General features: G+C 58.1%; 23 protein-coding genes and 1 tRNA gene. 6 read left to right on the top strand and 18 right to left on the bottom strand.

Annotation, left to right across the window (positions count from 1 at the left end):
* Positions 1 to 33: 33 nt before the first annotated feature.
* From rfbC to MRBLMS1_RS29130, 4 genes are all read left to right on the top strand, one after another.
* Positions 34 to 579 carry a dTDP-4-dehydrorhamnose 3,5-epimerase gene (rfbC, locus tag MRBLMS1_RS29145; protein WP_485883880.1) on the top strand — a complete coding sequence of 182 codons (546 nt, stop codon included), beginning with the start codon at positions 34 to 36 and terminating at the stop codon, positions 577 to 579.
* A 39-nt stretch (positions 580 to 618) separates the two neighbouring features.
* Positions 619 to 1491: a dTDP-4-dehydrorhamnose reductase gene (gene rfbD, locus MRBLMS1_RS29140; protein WP_485883878.1), complete on the top strand. Its 873-nt coding sequence runs from the start codon at positions 619 to 621 to the stop codon at positions 1489 to 1491.
* A gap of 245 nt (positions 1492 to 1736) precedes the next feature.
* A tRNA-Gly gene (locus MRBLMS1_RS29135) sits at positions 1737 to 1810 on the top strand.
* Positions 1811 to 2163: 353 nt separating this feature from the next.
* On the top strand, positions 2164 to 2658 hold the full coding sequence (locus tag MRBLMS1_RS29130) for a hypothetical protein (protein ID WP_485883877.1): 495 nt from the start codon (positions 2164 to 2166) through the stop codon (positions 2656 to 2658).
* 158 nt (positions 2659 to 2816) lie between these two features.
* On the opposite strand, the gene MRBLMS1_RS29125 is transcribed toward MRBLMS1_RS29130, so the two are convergent.
* The 11 genes from MRBLMS1_RS29125 to MRBLMS1_RS29075 form a co-directional block, all read right to left on the bottom strand.
* Positions 2817 to 3806, bottom strand: a complete 990-nt coding sequence (locus MRBLMS1_RS29125) for a tyrosine-type recombinase/integrase (RefSeq protein ID WP_485883875.1) — start codon at positions 3804 to 3806, stop codon at positions 2817 to 2819.
* 19 nt (positions 3807 to 3825) lie between these two features.
* Positions 3826 to 4050, bottom strand: a complete 225-nt coding sequence (locus MRBLMS1_RS29120; RefSeq protein ID WP_298402779.1) for a DUF4224 domain-containing protein — start codon at positions 4048 to 4050, stop codon at positions 3826 to 3828.
* Between the two features lie 10 nt (positions 4051 to 4060).
* Complete coding sequence (locus tag MRBLMS1_RS29115; RefSeq protein WP_485883873.1) at positions 4061 to 4675, bottom strand: hypothetical protein; 615 nt, start codon at positions 4673 to 4675, stop codon at positions 4061 to 4063.
* A complete protein-coding gene (locus MRBLMS1_RS29110; protein WP_485883871.1) occupies positions 4672 to 4911 on the bottom strand; it encodes a hypothetical protein in 240 nt (79 codons plus the stop codon). Before MRBLMS1_RS29110 ends, MRBLMS1_RS29115 begins: the two co-directional genes overlap by 4 nt.
* Positions 4905 to 5057 carry a hypothetical protein gene (locus tag MRBLMS1_RS29105; RefSeq protein WP_485883869.1) on the bottom strand — a complete coding sequence of 51 codons (153 nt, stop codon included), beginning with the start codon at positions 5055 to 5057 and terminating at the stop codon, positions 4905 to 4907. The genes MRBLMS1_RS29110 and MRBLMS1_RS29105 overlap by 7 nt, the downstream gene beginning before the upstream one ends.
* Positions 5054 to 6889 carry a replication endonuclease gene (locus MRBLMS1_RS29100; RefSeq protein ID WP_485883867.1) on the bottom strand — a complete coding sequence of 612 codons (1836 nt, stop codon included), beginning with the start codon at positions 6887 to 6889 and terminating at the stop codon, positions 5054 to 5056. The genes MRBLMS1_RS29105 and MRBLMS1_RS29100 overlap by 4 nt, the downstream gene beginning before the upstream one ends.
* Positions 6879 to 7232, bottom strand: coding sequence for a hypothetical protein (locus MRBLMS1_RS29095; RefSeq protein ID WP_034745810.1), 354 nt, complete (start codon positions 7230 to 7232; stop codon positions 6879 to 6881). The genes MRBLMS1_RS29100 and MRBLMS1_RS29095 overlap by 11 nt, the downstream gene beginning before the upstream one ends.
* Before the next feature lie 101 nt (positions 7233 to 7333).
* Positions 7334 to 7735 carry a hypothetical protein gene (locus MRBLMS1_RS29090; RefSeq protein WP_485883865.1) on the bottom strand — a complete coding sequence of 134 codons (402 nt, stop codon included), beginning with the start codon at positions 7733 to 7735 and terminating at the stop codon, positions 7334 to 7336.
* Between the two features lie 119 nt (positions 7736 to 7854).
* Positions 7855 to 8118: an Ogr/Delta-like zinc finger protein gene (locus tag MRBLMS1_RS29085; protein WP_046682346.1), complete on the bottom strand. Its 264-nt coding sequence runs from the start codon at positions 8116 to 8118 to the stop codon at positions 7855 to 7857.
* Positions 8115 to 8303 (bottom strand): hypothetical protein, encoded by a 189-nt coding sequence (locus tag MRBLMS1_RS29080; RefSeq protein ID WP_485883862.1) that lies wholly within the window; start codon positions 8301 to 8303, stop codon positions 8115 to 8117. Before MRBLMS1_RS29080 ends, MRBLMS1_RS29085 begins: the two co-directional genes overlap by 4 nt.
* 37 nt (positions 8304 to 8340) lie before the next feature.
* A complete protein-coding gene (locus MRBLMS1_RS29075) occupies positions 8341 to 8544 on the bottom strand; it encodes a hypothetical protein (RefSeq protein WP_035820909.1) in 204 nt (67 codons plus the stop codon).
* A 291-nt stretch (positions 8545 to 8835) separates the two neighbouring features.
* Here MRBLMS1_RS29075 and MRBLMS1_RS29070 point away from each other — a divergent pair, with 291 nt between their 5' ends.
* Together MRBLMS1_RS29070 and MRBLMS1_RS29065 are read left to right on the top strand one after the other, a co-directional pair.
* Positions 8836 to 9282 (top strand): helix-turn-helix domain-containing protein, encoded by a 447-nt coding sequence (locus MRBLMS1_RS29070; protein ID WP_485883860.1) that lies wholly within the window; start codon positions 8836 to 8838, stop codon positions 9280 to 9282.
* A gap of 599 nt (positions 9283 to 9881) precedes the next feature.
* Complete coding sequence (locus MRBLMS1_RS29065) at positions 9882 to 12053, top strand: KAP family P-loop NTPase fold protein (protein ID WP_485883858.1); 2172 nt, start codon at positions 9882 to 9884, stop codon at positions 12051 to 12053.
* A gap of 143 nt (positions 12054 to 12196) precedes the next feature.
* Here MRBLMS1_RS29065 and MRBLMS1_RS29060 read toward each other — a convergent pair whose 3' ends face one another.
* From MRBLMS1_RS29060 to MRBLMS1_RS29030, 7 genes are all read right to left on the bottom strand, one after another.
* Positions 12197 to 13441, bottom strand: a complete 1245-nt coding sequence (locus tag MRBLMS1_RS29060) for a phage late control D family protein (RefSeq protein ID WP_485883856.1) — start codon at positions 13439 to 13441, stop codon at positions 12197 to 12199.
* On the bottom strand, positions 13438 to 14046 hold the full coding sequence (locus MRBLMS1_RS29055) for a phage tail protein (protein WP_485883854.1): 609 nt from the start codon (positions 14044 to 14046) through the stop codon (positions 13438 to 13440). The genes MRBLMS1_RS29060 and MRBLMS1_RS29055 overlap by 4 nt, the downstream gene beginning before the upstream one ends.
* A gap of 14 nt (positions 14047 to 14060) precedes the next feature.
* The gene (locus MRBLMS1_RS29050; protein WP_485883852.1) at positions 14061 to 16931 is read right to left on the bottom strand and encodes a phage tail tape measure protein; all 2871 of its coding nucleotides are present in this window, start codon (positions 16929 to 16931) and stop codon (positions 14061 to 14063) included.
* Entirely contained in the window at positions 16932 to 17045 is a 114-nt protein-coding gene (locus tag MRBLMS1_RS29045) for a GpE family phage tail protein (protein ID WP_071650284.1), read from the bottom strand.
* Between the two features lie 8 nt (positions 17046 to 17053).
* Positions 17054 to 17362: a phage tail assembly protein gene (locus tag MRBLMS1_RS29040; RefSeq protein ID WP_485883850.1), complete on the bottom strand. Its 309-nt coding sequence runs from the start codon at positions 17360 to 17362 to the stop codon at positions 17054 to 17056.
* 38 nt (positions 17363 to 17400) lie between these two features.
* Positions 17401 to 17910 (bottom strand): phage major tail tube protein, encoded by a 510-nt coding sequence (locus MRBLMS1_RS29035; protein ID WP_485883848.1) that lies wholly within the window; start codon positions 17908 to 17910, stop codon positions 17401 to 17403.
* 50 nt (positions 17911 to 17960) lie between these two features.
* Positions 17961 to 18592: phage tail sheath C-terminal domain-containing protein (locus MRBLMS1_RS29030; protein WP_485883846.1), on the bottom strand; the 632-nt coding region annotated here is incomplete at its 5' end.

Below are 18592 nucleotides of genomic sequence, written 5' to 3'. Positions count from 1 at the left end.
CGTTCCACCTAGTTCATTCGATACCGATATACCATGCAAATCCAAACCACAGCCATACCTGATGTATTGATACTCGAGCCGACCGTGTTCGGTGACGACCGCGGCTTTTTCTATGAAAGCTTTAACCAGAAGCGCTTTGCCGAACTGACCGGCATTACGCGCTCTTTCGTGCAAGACAATCACTCCAAGTCGGCCAAGGGGGTGTTGCGCGGCCTGCATTATCAGATCCAGCAGCCACAAGGCAAACTGGTGCGCGTCACCGCCGGCGCAGTGTTCGACGTCACCGTCGACCTGCGTAAAAACTCGCCAACCTTTGGTCGTTGGGCTGGCGTCGTGCTGTCGGCTGCCAACAAACGTCAGCTATGGATTCCCGAAGGCTTCGCCCACGGGTTCCTGGTAACCAGTGACAACGCTGAATTTCTGTACAAAACCACCGATTACTGGGCGCCGGAATTTGAGCGTAGTATCCTGTGGAATGATCCGGCAATCGGCATCGACTGGCCGTTGGACGGCGAACCGCTCTTGTCGGGCAAGGACAAAGCCGCGACATTGCTGGCCAATGCCGACGTCTTCGCCTGAGCACGGCAAGGCAGCCGTGTCGCATTCACAGGAACAAATATGAGCCGTATCTTAATTACAGGAAAAACCGGCCAGGTTGGCTACGAACTGGAACGCAGCCTGCAAGGCTTGGGAGAAGTCATCGCACTCGACCGCAGCCAGATGGATCTGGCCGATTTGAACCAGGTACGCAACGTGATCCGCCGCGTCAAGCCGACACTGATCGTCAACCCGGCCGCCTACACCGCCGTCGACAAGGCGGAGAGCGAGCCAGAGTTGGCCATGCGCATCAATGGCGAGGCGCCGGGTATCATGGCTGAAGAAGCCAGGAAAGTAGGTGCTGCAATGATTCATTACAGCACCGATTATGTCTTTGATGGGTCGAAAAATGGCCCCTACGTCGAAACCGATCCGACTTGCCCTGTCAATGTGTATGGCAGCAGCAAGCTTGCCGGCGAACAGGCGATCCAAGCAACCGGCATCCCGCACTTGATCCTGCGCACCAGCTGGGTCTACAGCACGCATGGAAAGAACTTTCTGCTGACCATGCTCCGTCTGGCGCAGGAGCGCGACGAGCTCAGTATCGTTTCCGACCAGTTCGGTGCACCGACCTGGAGCCGCACCATCGCCGACACCACCGCGCATATCGTGGCGCAAAGTGTCGCTGCCGCGAACCGCCAAGTGTGGTGGGAAAAACACTCTGGCTTATATCATCTGACGGCACAAGGACAAACCAGTTGGTTTGGTTTCACTGAAGCGATCATGGCGCATGCCTCAGTTGCCAAGAGGCCGCGTCTCAAACCGATACCCGCGCAAGCCTACCCGGTTCCCGCACGGCGACCTGCCAATTCGATGCTGTCCTCGGAACGGTTGAAGAAGACCTTCTGCGGACTGCCGCATTGGCAGGATGCGTTGAAGCTATGCCAGGACTGAGGGTATAAATCATGCAAGAAAAATAATGGCTGTTGTAGAGCTGAAGAAGCGGGCCAAGCCAGGTCTCGAGCTGCTCAGGCTGAGCCAACAGAATGCTGGCCAACTACCGGAAGTCCGAAGACCTGATCGTTGAAAATGGCATCTATGTTTGCCACTGATCCGAGTCCTGGAGGGAATATAGCAGCCATGGGCAGCATTCTACAAATTTGCCAAGTACTCGCCATCCCGCGTAAAATGCAGGCTTCGCGGGTGTAGCTCAATGGTAGAGCAGAAGCTTCCCAAGCTTACGACGAGGGTTCGATTCCCTTCACCCGCTCCAGTGAAAAAACGGCCGAAAAACTGTTTTCGCCGCTCCACAAAGCCAAACCGCTCCACAAAATCTGATTGAATGCACAAAGTGGCATTGATCCAAAAGCTACCCTCCACTGATTTAAACACCGAAAACTCAGCATAGAAGATGCCAGTACCATCAATTGCGGCGTGACAATGTGTGACTATTTCCACCAAGTAATTTGCTATTCTCTTAAGTCGTCGCAGACTGATTGCGGTGAGTTGCGTTGCAAGCTTTGATAAGTATTGACTCTCCGGGAGCATAGCCTTGATGGCACGCATTTGTATAGCCCTAAACTATATTGCATTTATGGTATTACTTGGATATTTAAAATAACGAAAATGAAACTAATTTTGAAAAAATTTTTTGGTTGGTATTGGTCATTATCACCAGTGTCCCGCGAGTCTATTCGTATAGGTTTTTGTCTACTTGCCGTTGGTGTTCTGGCAGTGTTCTTGAAGTTTGGATTAACAGACGATGGAACAATTAAGCCTTGGGCGCAAAAACCAATTGAAACGATGTCTTCGCCAAAATTACTTTTATTTTCTCTGCAATATCTCGTGTGGGTATTCATTGCAGCATTCACCATTGCATTAATTTCAGGTTTAAATCATAAGCATAATTCCTTGTTAAATTTCTTTGCAACTATGGCTACTGGTGTATTTTATTGCTCCGGTTTTAGTGCGTTGCTTATTGCTTATTACTCTTACAGCTATGTGCCCGAATTTGTTGGGACGTTGTTAGTGTATGGTTTGTGTTCCGTGGGAATTGGATTTGGCCTTTGCTATATCTTCCAAATGCTTATTCAAGGTACTTCGTCACCAAAAATGCGTTGATGCGAAATTTTTAATCTATTAGACTATTTGGTGTGGGGTACTAAGATTTATGCCGATGATTAGAAGTCTACCTTTAAGTTGTCTTAGTCTCGGTACCCTGCTTGTAGGATAGTTCTTAAATAAATCCCATGATTCGTTACCATACACGGGGCATAGAGCTATTTCGTCGGGGCCACAATCTTCCCTCGTCGCAGATAGTGCCGCTGGGTCGTTTTCACGCTGTCGTGCCCCAAAAGATCGCTGGCGGCTTGGTCGCCTCGGTCATCCGAAGTATCGTCGGCCGCCTTCGCGCGCAGGTCGTAAAACCAAAATTTCATGATGTCCTGCGCCAGTTCGGGGAAGTGCACTGCCGCCTGCTTTTTTGCCGCGTCGAACTGGGTGCGCAGTGCCGGCGCCGTTAGGCGCTTGCCATACATATTGGTCAGTAGGGCACCTGTCAAAACCTTGTGCGTCGCCTTGCGCGCCCTGATGCGTTCCATTAGCTTGGCCAGCTCGCCTGTGATCGTGATGCGCAACGGCTGCTTGGTCTTTTGCTGCGTGATGATCAGGTAGCCATCAACGATGTCTCGCACTGTCATGCGCAATGCATCGGCAGGACGCTGGCCGGTCAGGTAGGCCAAGTCCATCGCATCTAGTAGAGGCGCACTTGCGTGTTTGCGTACCGCAGCAAACACCTCGTCGGTGATGTATACGGTTCGCTTTGCCAAAGAATGGCCTTGGATGCCCTCGCATGGGTTTGGTAGATCCGTATAGCCCCAGCCCCGGGCGTGATTCCACATGGTGGAAAACACGCGCTTACAGCGGTTCGCCGTGGTCGGCTTGTCTGCATGGTCATCAAGAAACTGACGAATGTGCATCGGCTTAATTTGGTCCAGCGGCGCCTCGTGAAAGGCGGCCAGCAGATGCTTGATGTCTGATCGATACATGCGGGCTGAGCTGACGGCCAGCTTTGGCACGGCCTCGACTAGGTAGCGTTTTTGCACGTCGGAAAACGTCGCGCCGGCTGTTGGCTCCATCACGATGTTCAGCTCGGCATACCTCCTAAGTGCGAGGATGAAGTCTGGTCCAAGTGGAATTTCCTTGCGCGGCTTGTCCTTCGTGTACATGTAGTAGTACACCTTGCCGCTGCGCTGGGTGCGCGGGTGCATGCAAGGCGGCATGTTCAAATTACGTGTGTTTCGTCGGCCCATTTTTATTGATCCTTGGCATTACCCATGTTTTTTCCCGTGGCGCTTCCTTGCGCCCCTCAACTGCAGCGACCGCAACAACCGGCCGCCCGATGGCATTGACCCAAAAGGGGAGGCCCATCTTCCGCAGCGCCTCAATTTGCTTCGTTTTCATCTTGCGGCCGGTCAGGGCGCAGATTTCGTCCATGGACAGGAACGTGCTCATATGGATTTCCTCATGCTTGCACCGCGCAGCGTTGAGCCAGGGCCACCAGCCAATGCGCCAGCTCGGGCGGCGTGTGCTCGCGTTCTGCCTTGCCGCATTCCGGGCGCCAACCAGGATCGCCTTTCCGGCGCCGCTCGCCGGCGCGGTTGCGGCCAGCCGCGGCGATTACATGTGAGGCGTCGCCCAGGACGATGGGCATGACCGGTATTTGATCAGGCGCACAGCCGACGATGTACAGCAAGGTAGCCTTTTCGGCGCGGTGGCCAAACGAGCTTTGGAAAATTGGCAACGTCCAGCCGCCAAATTTGTCCCGCTCGCCGATCGCTGGCAAGCCGCAGTGTGGCCATAGGGTCGAGCGCTTCGGGTGCTCGAGCACGCCGCCGAACTTGCGCACCTGGGCGACGGCCCACACCGCGAGGTCCTTTTCGTCCGGGCGCGGCTTGGCCAGGTGGCGCAGCGTACCCCAGGAGCGGCACGGTGGATGGGCCACTACCGGCACGCCACCCGGCCAGGCGCGGGCGTCGCGCTCCGCATCCCAGGCATCGACCGCCGGCATGGTTTTGTAGATCGAATTGGCGCGCACGAACAAGGCCGCCACGGCAGGTAATGAGCGTTCCGCTGTCATGCTGGGCACCCGACAGGAGCGACAGCCTTCTTGACCGCTTCGATGGCGCCCAGCGGCACCGCCCGGAACATGCCCGGCCACTGGTGGTCCAGCTCCACCCAGGCGTGCAGCTCGCCATTGCCCACGTCGCGGCGCAAGTCGTTGACGGTGCCGGCCTGGTAGCCTTCGTCGGTATCGAATGTCACGCGGTCGCCCAAGGCGATTTGCCGCGGCGAATTGGTCGAGGTGTTCAGCATTGCGGTGCTCCTTTCAGTTTGGCGGTAACTCCGCACACGCCGAAGTGGTCGATGGCGGCCTGGATCGCGTCGCCGCTGGAAGCGGCAATCGCGGCGCATTCAAAGCGTTCGGTTTGCGTGCGAACAATCACGGCAAAGGTGCTCATGTGCCATTTCCTTCATGGGGTGGGTTGTCTGTGACGATCAGCCGGGGATATGGGCAGGCGTTGACGGCCGCCCAGGCGGCAATCAGTGCTGTTTTTGCCTCGTCCGATAGGTTCGGTATGGGCGCCGCTGGCGGCGTGGCCGGGGCAGGGCGGTCAGGGTGCGTACAGTTATTTACACGAGTCCGAGGAACGGCAACCCCAACAGCCACCGCGCGAGCGCCTGTGGCCTGTACGGGCGTCCACGTATGGCGCACGGACTTGAAGACCACCCCAATGAGGTCGCTGCAGCGCACGCCGTATGGCGTGGTGCGCAGCGTTTCGCCGTAACGGCCGATGACGGTCTTTTCGTCCTTGGCCAGCGTGACGACCAATTCCTTGCGCGGCACCAGGGCACCGCCCTGGGCGCGCAGGTATTCGGCCCAACAGGCACGCTTTTCGCCTTCGATCTTTTGCGCAGCATCCCAGGCGCGACGCATGGCGGGCGGGGCTTCGTTGAGCATGTTTTCCTCAATGCGACGTAGTTCGCGGTAGACCGTGACGGGTGCTCCGCCCCATTGCTGGAATTGACGGATGCCCCAGCGTGCGGCCCATGCCTCGACGCGCGCCGATGGCGTCAGCTCGACATCGCCTTCGGTGTCGGCCGTGACGACATAGCCTTCTTTCGTCTTGTGCTCGGCCACGCCGTCGATGTTCTTGGCCACGTACTTGGCGATGTAGCCGGCGGCGCTGCCCTTGGCCCAGTCGATGCGTTTCACGTCCAGGCGGCGTTTAAAGGCGCCCGGTTCGCCACGGTCTACGCGCCAGGCGTAGCGCTTCATGATGCGAATGGCGCGGCCCGCCACGTCGCGCAGGTGGGCCGTCTTGTATTTCGCGGTGGGACGCACGAACAGCAGCAGATGCCAATGCGGACAGCTATCGTGATGCGGTTCGGCGATGCGAAAGCCGTACAGACCGATGCCACGGCGCGCCAGTGCGGAGCGGCACAGGGCTGTCATCTTGCCAAGGTAGGCGTTGGCCTCGCGTGGCGTCGAGTTGTCGTATTTTGGGTTTGGCTTGCCGCTGTGCTGCACGGCGTGAAAGCGCGATGGGCACGTCCAGGTGATAAAAATTCCCTGGTCGCCGCACTCGCGGGCGATCTGCTCAAAGCCGTTGATGCGCAGCATCAGTTCGCCACGCCGGATGGCCTTGTTGGCGGTCGTCTTCTCGGCCAGTTCGGCAATGCTGAATTGCTGGCCGTTTTCGTTCTGCACCAGGGTGGCGGCCAGTGCTGCCGCGTTGCGACGGTTTTGCGCCAGACGTGCTAGAACAGCCTCCGTGCTGGCGTAGGGTTCGCCGCGATAGTTCACGTAGCCCAGGCGGATATTGCCGGCCTCAAAGGCGCGGCCTACGCGCTTGCGTAACTGGCGGCGCCACCAGCGGGCATCGACCAGTCGGGCGATGGTGTCGGCCAGCGCGTCGAACTCGGGCAGCTCGATGCCATACGAGGCGCATTCGTCTTCCATGATCTGCAGGGCGTGCGTGTCAGATACTGCCATCCACAGCATTTTGGTCACGCCGGCCGCCGCGCGTTCGGCGGTGGCCACGATGTCGGCGTCGCTTTGCGACAGGTCGACGCCGGCCGGCACGTACTGTTCGGCGAACTCGCGCACAAAGCTGGTGGCGATGGATTCATAGACCTTGTACCAGGACGACCAGGCCATCTTGGCCATGGCCGCCGTGATGACGCGGTTGCGCCACTTGAACGGGATACGGGCCAGCTCGGGCGCGAAGTACGGGGATCGCAAAAACGCCTCGTGGCGTTGGGCTGGCTTGAGAATTTCTTTAGATGGCATTCAACAGTCTTTCGTACACACGGATAGCGGCAGAGGTAGCGGCGCGCAACTCAATGCGCTCTTCCTCGGTAAATGAATGGATGGGCGATTCCCAGCGGTCGGCGTCCATGCCAGCGGCGATCAGCACGGAACGGCGCGCGCCGCGCGGCGACAATCCCCACGCCTGCGCCATGAAGGGCGCCAGGTTGCGCGGCTTGATGCTGCGTAGCTGGGCCTTGGCTTCGGCGATGGCGGCCAGCGCATGCCCGGCGCCTGGTGGCGTCGGCATGTCCTTGTCGCGCGCGGCCAGAATTTCGGCGGCAGGCTGGAAGGACAGGTGGTTGTCGATAAGGGACGCCGGCATAGTTCAGTCCTTGATGGCGCCGACGGCCCGCAGCACGCTGGGGGTGATGAGGATCAAGACCGACAGCAGCCAGATGCCGCAGGTTTTGGCCAGGCGCAGCATCAGCGCGCCCCTGCCTTGAGAAAGTGTTCTGCCCAGTACGGGAGCGTGTGCGATGCGCCGCAGCAGTGCCGGGAACCCGCTTCAGTGGCGAAAATGTAGTTCACCTCGATGGGCAGCTTGCCGACTAGGGCGCGTTGCTTGGCTGGCGCGAAAAAGCCGTCACGCTCCAGTGCCTGCGCATCGCTGACGATGAAGGTCAGATTGGCTGCGCCGTAGGCGTGATAAGTCTTGGCAATCTCATGGATGTGGGCGGTCAGCGCCGCGATGCCGATGTCCGCGCCGGCTTGCAGCAGAAAACACGTTGGCGCCACGGAGACAATACAATTTTGCAAGGTCGGGCGGATCGTGCTTGATGCCATGGATTGGTCGGCATGACTGGTGGCGTGCAGCGTGGTTTCCATCGGTTTCCTTATTTTTGGTTGAACGAATCCCGCACGCTCAAAAGGGAGCGCTGCAGGGCACAGCAAAAGAGGGGAGTTACGGCGGCCGGTTTACGGCGGCGCGAGGATCGGGATAGTCATCAGCAGCCCGCAGTCAGGTCCAGGGCCAGCTGGCTGGTGGCTGCCGCGCGCGCATGCTGGGACATCGGGATGCGGATATCCGGCTTGGGCATGGCGGACAGCGAGAGGGTGCGTAGCACTTCCAGGCCTGCCACGAAGGAGTGCCCGCAGTCAGGGTTCTGGCACATGTAGGTGATTTCCTTGAACATGGCGGACATCGTGCGGCTTTTGACGGCGCGGACGGTGTATTCGCAATGCGGGCAGGGCAGGCCGATGACTCTCATTTCAGCTTTCTTTCCACTTGGTACAGGGCGCGACCGCGACCTGTCATGTTTTTTGACTGCTTGCGTAAGCGCGACTTGACGAGCCATTCAGCCGCCTGATCGATACTCGCCAGCCCCTGGCGTCGACGCACGAGTTCCAGCACCGCGCGCTCTTCGTCGTTGAGGTTAATTTGATGGTCTGGCATTTTCTGTAACTTTAGAGTTGCTCAAAAGTGACTCGGTTTAAACGCTGCGACGCTGTACGCTGTCGATAGTGGCGTCATCCAAGGCGATCACGGCCAAGGCTTCACGCATCACGATCTGGCGCACCAGCACCGCAAGCTCTTCGCCCTGGTAATTGGCGATCGAGGAAACAAGCTGGTGCTCATAGTCGTCGAGGCGCAGCATGACGCGGTGGCTGCGGATACGTTTTGCATCGGGGTACATGGGCCTGCTCCTCTGCAGTTAAGCGTGATGAACAACGGACAATTGGACGAGTTCGGCCTCATAAGAATTTAGGCCACGCAGTAGCATCAAACGCATGAAAGACGCTCGTGAGCGGGACTCTTGTTGTGCAAACTTTTTAACGCGCTCAATCTCAGGAGGGAGCAAGCGAATAGGGATGGGCTGCGAAAGTGGACTCTTTGGCTGCCGCGTCACTGGAGCAATAGTTGTCATAAGGTATGATTTGTATACGTCACATGGTAATGGCGTAAATATACGTGAAGAATAATGCATATGTCAAATGAAAAAAGTGAATATTTATTCCTGTTCGGCGGCCGATTGGCGGAAGAGCGTTTGAAAACTGGGCATACACAGCGCTCTTTAGCAGTGCTTTTTGATATGTCGTCAAGAACACTAATAAAGTATGAGTCTGGCGAGACGGCACCTGATGCCTTTTTTTTAAATGGTCTTCATGCGCTTGGGATGGATGTGCACTACATCCTCACGGGAGAGGCGGCATCGGTTCCCATTACGACCGAAGAAAAGATTGTATTGGCCGCATATCGGAAACTTGATGACCGCGGAAAAGCAGGGGTCTTTGGTATGTTAGATGGTCTGAAGCTTGCGCAACCGGTAGCTAAGAGAAAGCAGAAAATTATCTTCCAAGGCAATATTGCGCAACAGGTCACTGGCGATATTGTGGTTCCTCAGACTATTAAAGCTGGCCGCAAAAAAAAATGAACGACGTGCTGGGCTGATGGGTGATAAATACTCGCGTTTTGGGCACGCTCTAACTTGGAGTTTAATGCACGTCATCGTGTGTGCGTTTGTATATGGCTGGCCAATCTACAAATGTACCACCAAGATTGATCTACTATCTTGGTCACTTAAAAATACATGCTTTTACGACGGGAAAGCCTATACGGTTGGCATTGTCATCGAAACAGCGCCAGGCATTAAGTGTGAGTGCTCCTCTGCCCGTGATACTGCGGCCAGCTGGATTGAGGCTCACCTAAGTTAACTTGATTGAGTGCCATTAGGAACATAGTTATGTGTCGAAAAAACATTGGGAGTGTTCGCGGAGAAAGAGTTGGCAGGAGGTATTTAAGTGTAACTATACAGATGCATAAGGCGTTACATCCTGTCCCGACTCCACAGCGCCGCCTGTTTCGGAACACCGTTGACTACATGAGAGTCACTGCGTGGTGAGGCAGCAGGTGGCCCGTTTTTCGGCGTGGCTTGCCCGCGTTGTGGGGGGGCAATCGGATGCTACGAGGACGGAACGACAGGACGTTGGGATTGGAGCGGAGGCGCCGATCCGGAAAGCGTCAGAAGATCGCATGAGGCGGGCGGATTTCGCAGGGCGCATAGCCAGTGTGCTCTCGGAACTCAGCCTGCGCGAAGGAAGAGTATTCGCAATTCGCGGTGGCTGGGGCTTCGGAAAGTCTTCTCTTAAGAACTTAATCACCGAGAGACTAGCCGCGAGGACTGACGGAGCGGACTGGGTTGACTTCAATCCTTGGCAGTGGGGCGATGGCGACGCGATCGCTCGCGCCCTCTTTGGCCAGTTAGCGGATCGTCTGGGTGGAGAACATTCAAAAGCAGAGCTCGACCGCGCTGAGGCCTTACGGCGATATGGCCGCATACTCACAGGAGCTAGCGCGCCACTTAAAGAGGCAGGGGGATCGAGTGACAAAATCCTGACGGTATTGACGAACGTGTCGGTACTCGCGGTCGCCTCGGCCATAGGTTTCGATCTTCCGACTGTGGCAAAGGTGGCGGCTTTTCTTGCCGTGCTTTCGGTCGCTGCGTCCTTAGGGGGACGTGTGCTTTCACATTTCGGGCATGACCGCAGCGGAGAGCCGCTCGATAAAGTGAGAGAGGGGCTGGAAGGTCGCCTCCGCGAACTCGACCGACCGCTTGTTGTATTTATCGACGATATCGATCGGCTTGAGCCTGAACAAATCAGGATGCTCCTCAGGCAGGTAAAAGCGAACACGAACTTACCCAACATCGTTTTTGTGCTCATGTATCAGCCCAGCATTATAGAGCGTGCACTTGATCCGGTAGCTCATGGTCACGGAAGAGCCTTTCTTGAGAAAATAGTGCAGACTAACTTCGACCTACCAGCAGTCCCTGTGTCGATTGTGCATCGGATTTTCGCGGAGGAGCTCTCTGCGCTGGTTGGAGGCTACGCGATTGAGGCGAATGGGTTTTCAGAGAAGCGCTGGGGCAACGCCTTCATCGGTTGCATCCAGCCCCTGTTGCGTAACGTGCGTGACGTGCGCCGACTGATTTCGTCTATTTCCGTGCATCTGCCGTTGCATGTAGACGGCGACGTGTTTGAGATTAACATAGTCGATTTCCTCCTTTTGGAGACCCTCCGGGTCTTCGAACCCGACCTCCACCAAGCGTTATTTAGAGAACGAGAGCTGGTTCTCCACGAGTATCACACCCCAGGCTCCGTAGCTGAACAGGAAACCAAGGTGGCGGCAGAGCAGTTTCTTGAATTCGCGTCAGTTGAACGCAGGGATATCGCCAAAGATGTGCTTAAGGACCTTTTTCCCGCTCTTGCATGGGCATATGAGGGGAAGCGCTATGGTATCGGCTTTCGTAATGCGTGGCTTGCTGAAAAACGGGCTTGTACTGGGCGTTACTTCCCGCGCTATTTCGAACTCCAAACGGCTGTCGCCGAATTGTCGGAGCGCCGCTTCTCCGAATTTCTTGAAGCAACGGTTACTGAGGCGAGTCTAGCTGCGGCAATCACTTCCATCGAGGCCGATGGCCTTCTACATTCGCTCGTCTCAAGGCTCGACGAGTTCTACTATCGTCTCCCAATTGATAATGCTAGTGTCATACTACCCGCGATGTTCGGGATTGCGCAGAAGCTCGCAGGTCGAAGTGATCTCGGCCCCTTCGATGCATTTTGGTATTCGGCCTGGAGAGCGACGAGCTGTTTCATTGCGCAGATATCGGAATTCCAGCGAGGTGTTCTGGTACTCAATGCGTTTAAGAAGACCAAGGCACTGTCCGTCGCTGCGATCTTAATTCATCTGAATGACACTTCTGATCAAAGGCAGGGTGCTGTCATTGATCCGGTGCTCGATATCAGCACCGTTAAGGAGATGAAGAGCGAATGGTTGCAGTTTATGAAAATCCGCGCAGAGGATGGCGACACATTGATCAAAGAGCCAGATCTTTTATCTCTGCTCTACAGATGGAGGGATTACTCGGAGTCGCTTAATGAAGCACGTGATTGGGTGATGAAGGTGATTAGGACGGACGAGGGTTTTGCAACGATGTCCACGCGTCTGATGATCTGCGGCAGAAGCCACACGTCAGGTGATCGTGTTTCCACATCGCACAACATATTCAATAAATCGGCAATCGATGATTTCATTGGCATCGATGTGGCAAAGATTAGGTGCGACTCGATAGACCCTGAAAATTTTCCCGAGCACAAGGAGGCGTTGACAACGTTGCGTGGCTTCCTTCAAACGTGGCTTGAATAAGAGGAAGTAAAACATTTGGTTTGCAATAAATAAGCCCTCTCGATGTTTCTATTGGCCACAGAGATAGTGTTATTTCTGCCTAGCACTATCTCATGTAAATAAATGGTGCACCTTTTTTATGTTTTCTCGATATTGCGGATTTTTTACGTAATTGCCCTTGGTTCCTCGCTATTCTCTCGGATGATGTCTCGCACTTCTTCAATATGCTTCCAAGCATGCAGGGCCGCCCGCTTCGCGGCCTGCTTGCTCTTGTAAAGATGCTCCAGAGTCTTGAGCGTGCCCGTGGCCCCGGCCTGCTCCTGCCCCGCTTTTTTCTTCTTCGCTGCCACATCCTTCCACTTGGCCACCACACCCGTGACGCCTTCGTCCGGGTCTTTCTCTTCCTCGCGCTCGGCCTCGACCGCCTCCGTTTTCGTTTCGAACTCCACGCGTGTGGTAAAGCCGTTGCCGCCCAGGCTGTGCGTGACCTTGACCGATAGCCATTCGGTGGCGTCGATCTCGGGCTTGAAACCTTGTACGGTCACGGGCGACTGCGGAAATACGGCCGGGTTGCCCAAGGCCAGGCTCATTTCAAAGGTGGCCAGCCCGCGCAAAATGCGCTGCCATTCGGCGACGGCCGCCGCGCGTGCGTCGGTTTCGTTGGCGAAGGTGGTGCGCAGGCGCTTGCTGTTGCCGGGTACGCCGGCCACGACGCTGCGGCGGCGCGCGTAGCGCTCGTCGTGCCAAAAGGCGCGCACGCCCGTGTAGGCGTCGCTTTCGGCGCTGTGGTAGCGGTGGCCGTCGCCCAGGGCGCGCGTGATGGGGATAACGGGCAGCGCCTTGCCGCTGGCGGTGCGGCTCTGGTTGATGGGGATGAACAGCAGCGTGTCGTTCTTGACGGTGGCCACCGCATCGTATTTCCTGCCCAGCCGGCGCAGGAAGGCCGCATCGCTTTCGTGGGTCTGGTCAATGTGCTCGACGGCCGTGTCGCGCAGGCGCGCAGACACGCCCGACGCCAGCTCGTTGCGAAAGGCGATGGCCTCGATGATGGCGCCCAGGGTGGTCTTGTGAAAGCTGTGTTCCTGCTGCTGTTTAAACGTGTCGATCAGGTTGGCCGACCTGGCGCGCAGGGTAATGGTATCGGGCGCGCCGCTGTGCTCCACTTCGTCCACGGTGAACTTGCCCATATCCACCAGGCCGGACGCCTGCCAGCCCAGCGCCAGGGCGATCTGCGCGCCGCGCGGCGGCATGGCCAGCTTGCCGTCGCTGTCGTCCAGGGAAATGTCGAGCTGGTCGCTCTCGTCGCCACGGCACAGGGTCAACGTCAGATTGATCAGCCGCGGTGAAACGATGGCCGTCAAATCCTTGTCCTCGATGCTGACCTTGAAGGCGGGGATATGCTCGCTCATTTGAACCTGTCCGCCGCGCTGCCGATGGCGCCGCTGATGCTGCCGCCGATCTTGTCTTTCATTTCGCTGACGACGCCGCCGTATTTTGACGTGATGCCGCCGACCACATTGCCCACTACGCTGCCGACGGCATTCTTGGCCGCGCCCGCAATGCTGCTGGTTATGCCGTCGATGCTGAGCATGTTTTTCAGGTCGCCGATGTCGCCCAGGCCGACCATGGCCAGCACGCCGTCGTCGTCGCGCTTGAGCGCAATGCTGAACTCGACGCGGCGTGCGCCGCCGCTGCCGTCCAGGATGGTGCGCCCTTCCGTCATGCTGGTGATGCGGTACGAGCCGAGAATGCGGCCTGTGCCCTGGATCAGAATCCACGATTTACCGGTGTCAGCCATCATGCGCAGCGCATCGAGCGAATACAAGGAGCCGGTCAGTTCCGGCGCCACCCAGCCCGACAGGGTAATCGTGTCGTCGCCCGGCCCCACGTACTGGTGCGCGTCGCGCAGGCCCACGCGGGCCGTGCTGGCGTGCTTCCATTCCGTTTGCCGCTGCAGCTCGTGATAGGCCAAGGTGGGCAGGCTGAACACGAACATTCCTAAAATCATCATCATGGTGTGTTTCTTTCTTAATCGTGGTCGCGCAGGGACGAGCGGATGCGTGCCGCCTTTTCGCGGTCGCGCTGTTCCATGGCCGCGTACACGGCGCGGGCGATGGCCTGGGGATCGGAACCGGCTTGTGCCTGGATCGTGATTTCGATCTTGTCGCCCTGAATGCTCAATCCGGCGCCGAACCCGCCCTGGGACAGCGGTGCGCGCGTGTCGAAGGCGCTGGCGGGTAACGCCGTGGCCGTGCCGATGGCGATGCCGGCGCCCAGTTGCGTCAGGCGTTGCGCCAAGCCCGATACCTTGGCAATCGGCGCGCCCTCGCTGCGATCCAGGCCCACGGCCAGGCCCTGCATGGTGTAGTCGCCGAGCTGGGCAAACACGCGGCTGGGGCTGTGGATGCCCAGCTTTTCCTTGAACCAGGCAATGGTGCTGGAACCGGCATTGCTGATGGCGTCCTTGACTGCGCCCATGGAACCGGTGATGCCGTTGACCAGGCCGCGCAGGATGTTGGCGCCGAACTCCGTGAACTGGGCCGGCAGCTTGATGCCGAACCAGCTCAACACGCCCGCGAACGCCTGGTAGAACACGCCGACGGGTGACCAGTTGATAATCAGGGCGCTGATGCTGGCCATGCCGCCGCTGAATGTGGCTTGCAGCCGCGACCACAGATTAGCAACGAACCCGGCCAGCGGCGCCAGTCCCGCGACAATGCTGCGGCAAATGTTGGTGGCAAAGTCGGTGAGCTTGGCCGGCAGCGCGATACCGAACCAGCCCAGCACGCCCGCGAAAGCGCGATAGAACAGGGCGAGCGGTGTCCAGTTGGCGATCAGGGCGCTGACGCCGCCAATGCCGCCGGCAAACGCCGTCTTGACGTGCGACCAGATGCCCGTGAAGAAACCCTTGATCGGCTCCCAGTATTTGTAAATCAGGAAGGCGGCGCCGGCGATGACCGTGACGGCAATGCCAATCGGGTTGAGCATCAGCGCGCGGCCCAGCCACAGCACGGCGCGGCCCGCCCACATGAAGGCGCCGCCCAGGCCGCGCAGGATGGGCGTGAGCACGCCGCCCGTCACTCCCATCTTGGCGAACATGACGTGCAGCATGGCATACGGGCCGATCATGGCGGCAATGCCCAGCATCAGCGGGCCGAGCACCAGCAGCAGGCCGGCCAGCACGGCAAAGGCGGTAATCATGACCTTGGCCACGGTCGGGTTGCGTTCCATGAAACCATTCAGGCGCTGCACGGCGGAAATCGCCATTTCCAGCCCCTGCGCATACAGCGGCAGGATTTTTTCGCCCATGGTGAGCTTGAGATTGGCCAGCTTCGATTGCGCCTCCAGTTCCTTGCCGGCGGCCGAGTCGCGCCCCAGCTTTTCCAGTCGACCGATATCGGCGGCGCCACGGTTGAGCTTTTCGTTCTTGTGGATCTGCCCGCGCTGCAAATACATCTGCGAATACAGGTTCGACGCGGTGCGGTTCGAAAAGATGCTGCCGATGGCATCGAGCACCTGTTTTTTTTCCGTGATGCCCTTCTTGGCCAATTGCGGCAACAGCACCTTTTCCATCCATTCGAACTGGTTTTCGCGGAACAGCTCGGAACCCAGCAGCGCGCCAGGATTGAGGAAGGAAAGTTGTCCCGCTTTATCATGCGTGACCTTGCTTTTGTCGCCGATCAAGCCAAATTCTTCCAGTTTCTTGGCTGAGCGTTTGGTGGTGCGGCCCTGATACAAGTTCTGGTAGGCGCTCATCAGGGACGTGCCGACGCGGTTGCCGCTCATTTCCTGCACCAGCGGTTCCATCTGGTAGTAAAAAGCATCGTCTTTCAGACCCTTGGCCGCGATGCCGCCCGTCTTGATCATATTCAGCCATTCATTCGGGCCGACGCGCCCGCCCGTGGCGGTGATGACCTGCTGCACGATATTGGCTTGGGCTTCAAACTTTTCCTTGCTCTCCAGGCCGCCGCGCAGCTCGATGACCTTGAGCATGTCCATGAACTTGCGTTCGTTATCGGCGCCTTCGGCCTCGCCAAAGAAGGCGTGATTGGCAAACTTCATCTTGGCCAGGGTGGGGGCGACCATTTCCGCGTGGTGCACGTCGGCAAAGGCGCTCATGCCGTCGCGCATGAGCTGCAGGTTGTCGAGCTGGCTCGTGCCATAGGTCTTCATGTTGCGCGCGAAGGCGACGGCCTCGGCTGATACCTTGTCGCCCAGGCCCAGCGCGTTGACGCGGCCCACTTCCGTTTGATAGTGCTTGGCCTCGTTCAGGCCCTTGACGACGGGCGCGCCGATGACGGCGCCCGTGGCGGTCGCGCCGGCGCCGGCCATGGCCAGATTGCCCGCCTTGTTGCGCAGCTTGTCGGCGTGCTGGGTGGCGTTGGTGACGCGCTGCTGCTTGGCGTTTGAGGCGGCCAGGCGCTTTTGTTGCGACGCCAGCTCAACGTTGGTCAACTGGATACTGTTCTTAAGCCATTCCTGGGCCTTGCCCAGTTGGCGCGTGTCAATGCCGGCTTCCTTGAGGCTGGTACGCAGGACGCGGAATTGCTGGCTTTGTTCGCGGCCTTTCAGCGTCAAGGCCTGCGTGACCTTCGTCGCCGCCTTTAAATCACGCGTCATGGCGCGTGTAGGAGACTCGGTCTGTTTTATGCTTGCGGCCAGCTCTTTTACTTTTTTTTGAGCTTCTTTCAGCTCAACCCCCGTTGTTCGAATACCGCTATGCAGTTCGCGGAATTTCCCGAGGTTTCTCTGCTGGGCGTTCAAGTCGCGCAAGCGGTCGCTGGTGGCCTTCAAGGCCTTGGCCGTGTCGCTGGAGCCGCCCATGATTTTTTTCAGCGGGCCGGTAATCTTGTCCAGTGCCGCAAATACCACCTGTAATTTCAGATCCCGACCAGCCATCTATTCCGCTCCGCTTCGTTGCCGGGCGCGTTCGCGCCAGGCCATCAGTTCATCAATCGTAAAGCCGTCCATCGCTGCCGGCGTCCAGTGAAAGACGCCGGCAATGTCGGCCATGGCGTCTTCTACTTGGCCGGGGATACCGAAAGGCGATCGGCTTTGCTCGCCAAAAAACCGCCCACCTCGGCGCCCACGGCCAGCAAGTCGGCCGGGTCCATGTTGGCGATGTCGTGCGCGGTCAGGGTCGGCTCGGTGATGCGCGGCAGCACGATCTGCAGGGCCGACACGTTCAGGTTGGCCAGCTCGATCAGGGAAATGCCGCGCAGGGCGCCCGCCTTGGGCTTGCGCACGGTCAGCGACGTGATGAAGCCGTCGCCGCGTTTGATTGGCTCGTCCAGCTCGATGACGGCTTGATTGTTGTTTTCGGTGTTCATGGTGTTGTCCTTGTGTGTGGGTGGTGAAGTAAAAAGGGTTACAGACCGCTGGCCTTGCGGATGGCGGCATTCGTGTCGACGCCGCCGATGTTCTCGATGCCGCTCATGAAGTCCAGTTCGATGACCGTGGCGCCGTCGATCATCAGTTTGTAATAGCTGCAGGCCATGGTGTATTTGTGCGTGGTGTCGTCGCCCATCTTGGCGCCTCCCATGTCGATTTCCTTGTAGCGGCCGCGCACGACAACCTCGACGGCAGCGACGTTGCCGTCTTCGTCGTTCTGGTACGCGCCGGCAAAGCGCAGCATCACGGCACCGTGCGAGTGGGCACCATATTGTTTCAGGGCTTCGGCGATCAGGCCGCCACCGCTCCATTCCAGTGACAGCGCCTCATTGCCGAAGTCGACGGACACCGGGCCGCTCATGCCGCCGGCGCGGTACTCTTCCATCTTGCGGCTGAGTTTCGGCAGGGTGACTTCGGGCACCATGCCCATGAACAGCACGCCGTTTTGAAATACGTTGAATTGCTTGAGTTTGTGGGGCATGCCCATAGTGTTCTCCAGTGGTCAGTTGCGCCCGCGCACGGCGGGCACGGGGTCGGTTAAGCGGCGATGCGCGAGGCGAAGTCGGCCAGGTAGCGGTCGGTAATGCGCTGCTGGAAGCGCAGGTTTTCCAGCGGCGGCACGGGCGTGTAGTCGTAGTCGATGGCCAGCTTGCCGTCTTTCAGCCCTGTCTTGTCGTTGTACTGCTCGTCATACCAGGCCTGGCCGTCGATGATGTAGCCCTGCAATTTCAGGTCGCGGAACTTGGCGTTAATGCTTTCCAGCAGGTCGCGCACCAGGGACGGATGCAAGGGCAGGTCGACAAAGGCGAAATGCGCCTCGGCGATGGTGTCGGCCAGCACCTGGGCCGTGCGCGTGTAGCTTTCAAAGTAGAAAAAGCCGCCCGGCGCCTCGCAGGTGCGCGAACCCCAGAAACGATAGCCGCCCATGTTAATCAGGGTGGTCACTTCCTTGGCGTTGAGCATGCCGGCATCGGTGGCCGGGTCTTGCAAGTCGAAAAAGACATCCTTGCTGATGCCGGTCGGGCCGTTGACGACGACGTTCGACAGCGTCTTGTGCCAGCCCGTTTCCTCGTCGATCTTGGCGCGCAGGCCCATGGCATAGGCCACGGCGGAAATGCTGGCCTCTTCGTCGATGGCCTTGTCCCAGTTCACAAAATCGGGCCAGATAA

It is taken from the genome of Massilia sp. LMS1-1-1.1 (genome assembly GCF_040815535.1).
GTDB classification, from domain to species: Bacteria; Pseudomonadota; Gammaproteobacteria; order Burkholderiales; family Burkholderiaceae_D; genus Janthinobacterium; species Janthinobacterium aestuarii.
This window is presented reverse-complemented; position numbering and strand designations above follow the sequence as displayed.

What these genes read in the sequence shown, in the direction of transcription:
- rfbC (WP_485883880.1), top strand. Translation starts at nt 34, where the DNA reads ATGCAAATCCAAACCACAGCCATACCTGATGTATTGATACTCGAGCCG.
- rfbD (WP_485883878.1), top strand. Translation starts at nt 619, where the DNA reads ATGAGCCGTATCTTAATTACAGGAAAAACCGGCCAGGTTGGCTACGAA.
- MRBLMS1_RS29130 (WP_485883877.1), top strand. Translation starts at nt 2,164, where the DNA reads ATGAAACTAATTTTGAAAAAATTTTTTGGTTGGTATTGGTCATTATCA.
- MRBLMS1_RS29125 (WP_485883875.1), bottom strand. Translation starts at nt 3,806, where the DNA reads ATGCACCCGCGCACCCAGCGCAGCGGCAAGGTGTACTACTACATGTAC.
- MRBLMS1_RS29120 (WP_298402779.1), bottom strand. Translation starts at nt 4,050, where the DNA reads ATGAGCACGTTCCTGTCCATGGACGAAATCTGCGCCCTGACCGGCCGC.
- MRBLMS1_RS29115 (WP_485883873.1), bottom strand. Translation starts at nt 4,675, where the DNA reads ATGACAGCGGAACGCTCATTACCTGCCGTGGCGGCCTTGTTCGTGCGC.
- MRBLMS1_RS29110 (WP_485883871.1), bottom strand. Translation starts at nt 4,911, where the DNA reads ATGCTGAACACCTCGACCAATTCGCCGCGGCAAATCGCCTTGGGCGAC.
- MRBLMS1_RS29105 (WP_485883869.1), bottom strand. Translation starts at nt 5,057, where the DNA reads ATGAGCACCTTTGCCGTGATTGTTCGCACGCAAACCGAACGCTTTGAA.
- MRBLMS1_RS29100 (WP_485883867.1), bottom strand. Translation starts at nt 6,889, where the DNA reads ATGCCATCTAAAGAAATTCTCAAGCCAGCCCAACGCCACGAGGCGTTT.
- MRBLMS1_RS29095 (WP_034745810.1), bottom strand. Translation starts at nt 7,232, where the DNA reads ATGCCGGCGTCCCTTATCGACAACCACCTGTCCTTCCAGCCTGCCGCC.
- MRBLMS1_RS29090 (WP_485883865.1), bottom strand. Translation starts at nt 7,735, where the DNA reads ATGGAAACCACGCTGCACGCCACCAGTCATGCCGACCAATCCATGGCA.
- MRBLMS1_RS29085 (WP_046682346.1), bottom strand. Translation starts at nt 8,118, where the DNA reads ATGAGAGTCATCGGCCTGCCCTGCCCGCATTGCGAATACACCGTCCGC.
- MRBLMS1_RS29080 (WP_485883862.1), bottom strand. Translation starts at nt 8,303, where the DNA reads ATGCCAGACCATCAAATTAACCTCAACGACGAAGAGCGCGCGGTGCTG.
- MRBLMS1_RS29075 (WP_035820909.1), bottom strand. Translation starts at nt 8,544, where the DNA reads ATGTACCCCGATGCAAAACGTATCCGCAGCCACCGCGTCATGCTGCGC.
- MRBLMS1_RS29070 (WP_485883860.1), top strand. Translation starts at nt 8,836, where the DNA reads ATGTCAAATGAAAAAAGTGAATATTTATTCCTGTTCGGCGGCCGATTG.
- MRBLMS1_RS29065 (WP_485883858.1), top strand. Translation starts at nt 9,882, where the DNA reads ATGAGGCGGGCGGATTTCGCAGGGCGCATAGCCAGTGTGCTCTCGGAA.
- MRBLMS1_RS29060 (WP_485883856.1), bottom strand. Translation starts at nt 13,441, where the DNA reads ATGAGCGAGCATATCCCCGCCTTCAAGGTCAGCATCGAGGACAAGGAT.
- MRBLMS1_RS29055 (WP_485883854.1), bottom strand. Translation starts at nt 14,046, where the DNA reads ATGATGATGATTTTAGGAATGTTCGTGTTCAGCCTGCCCACCTTGGCC.
- MRBLMS1_RS29050 (WP_485883852.1), bottom strand. Translation starts at nt 16,931, where the DNA reads ATGGCTGGTCGGGATCTGAAATTACAGGTGGTATTTGCGGCACTGGAC.
- MRBLMS1_RS29045 (WP_071650284.1), bottom strand. Translation starts at nt 17,045, where the DNA reads ATGGCCGACATTGCCGGCGTCTTTCACTGGACGCCGGCAGCGATGGAC.
- MRBLMS1_RS29040 (WP_485883850.1), bottom strand. Translation starts at nt 17,362, where the DNA reads ATGAACACCGAAAACAACAATCAAGCCGTCATCGAGCTGGACGAGCCA.
- MRBLMS1_RS29035 (WP_485883848.1), bottom strand. Translation starts at nt 17,910, where the DNA reads ATGGGCATGCCCCACAAACTCAAGCAATTCAACGTATTTCAAAACGGC.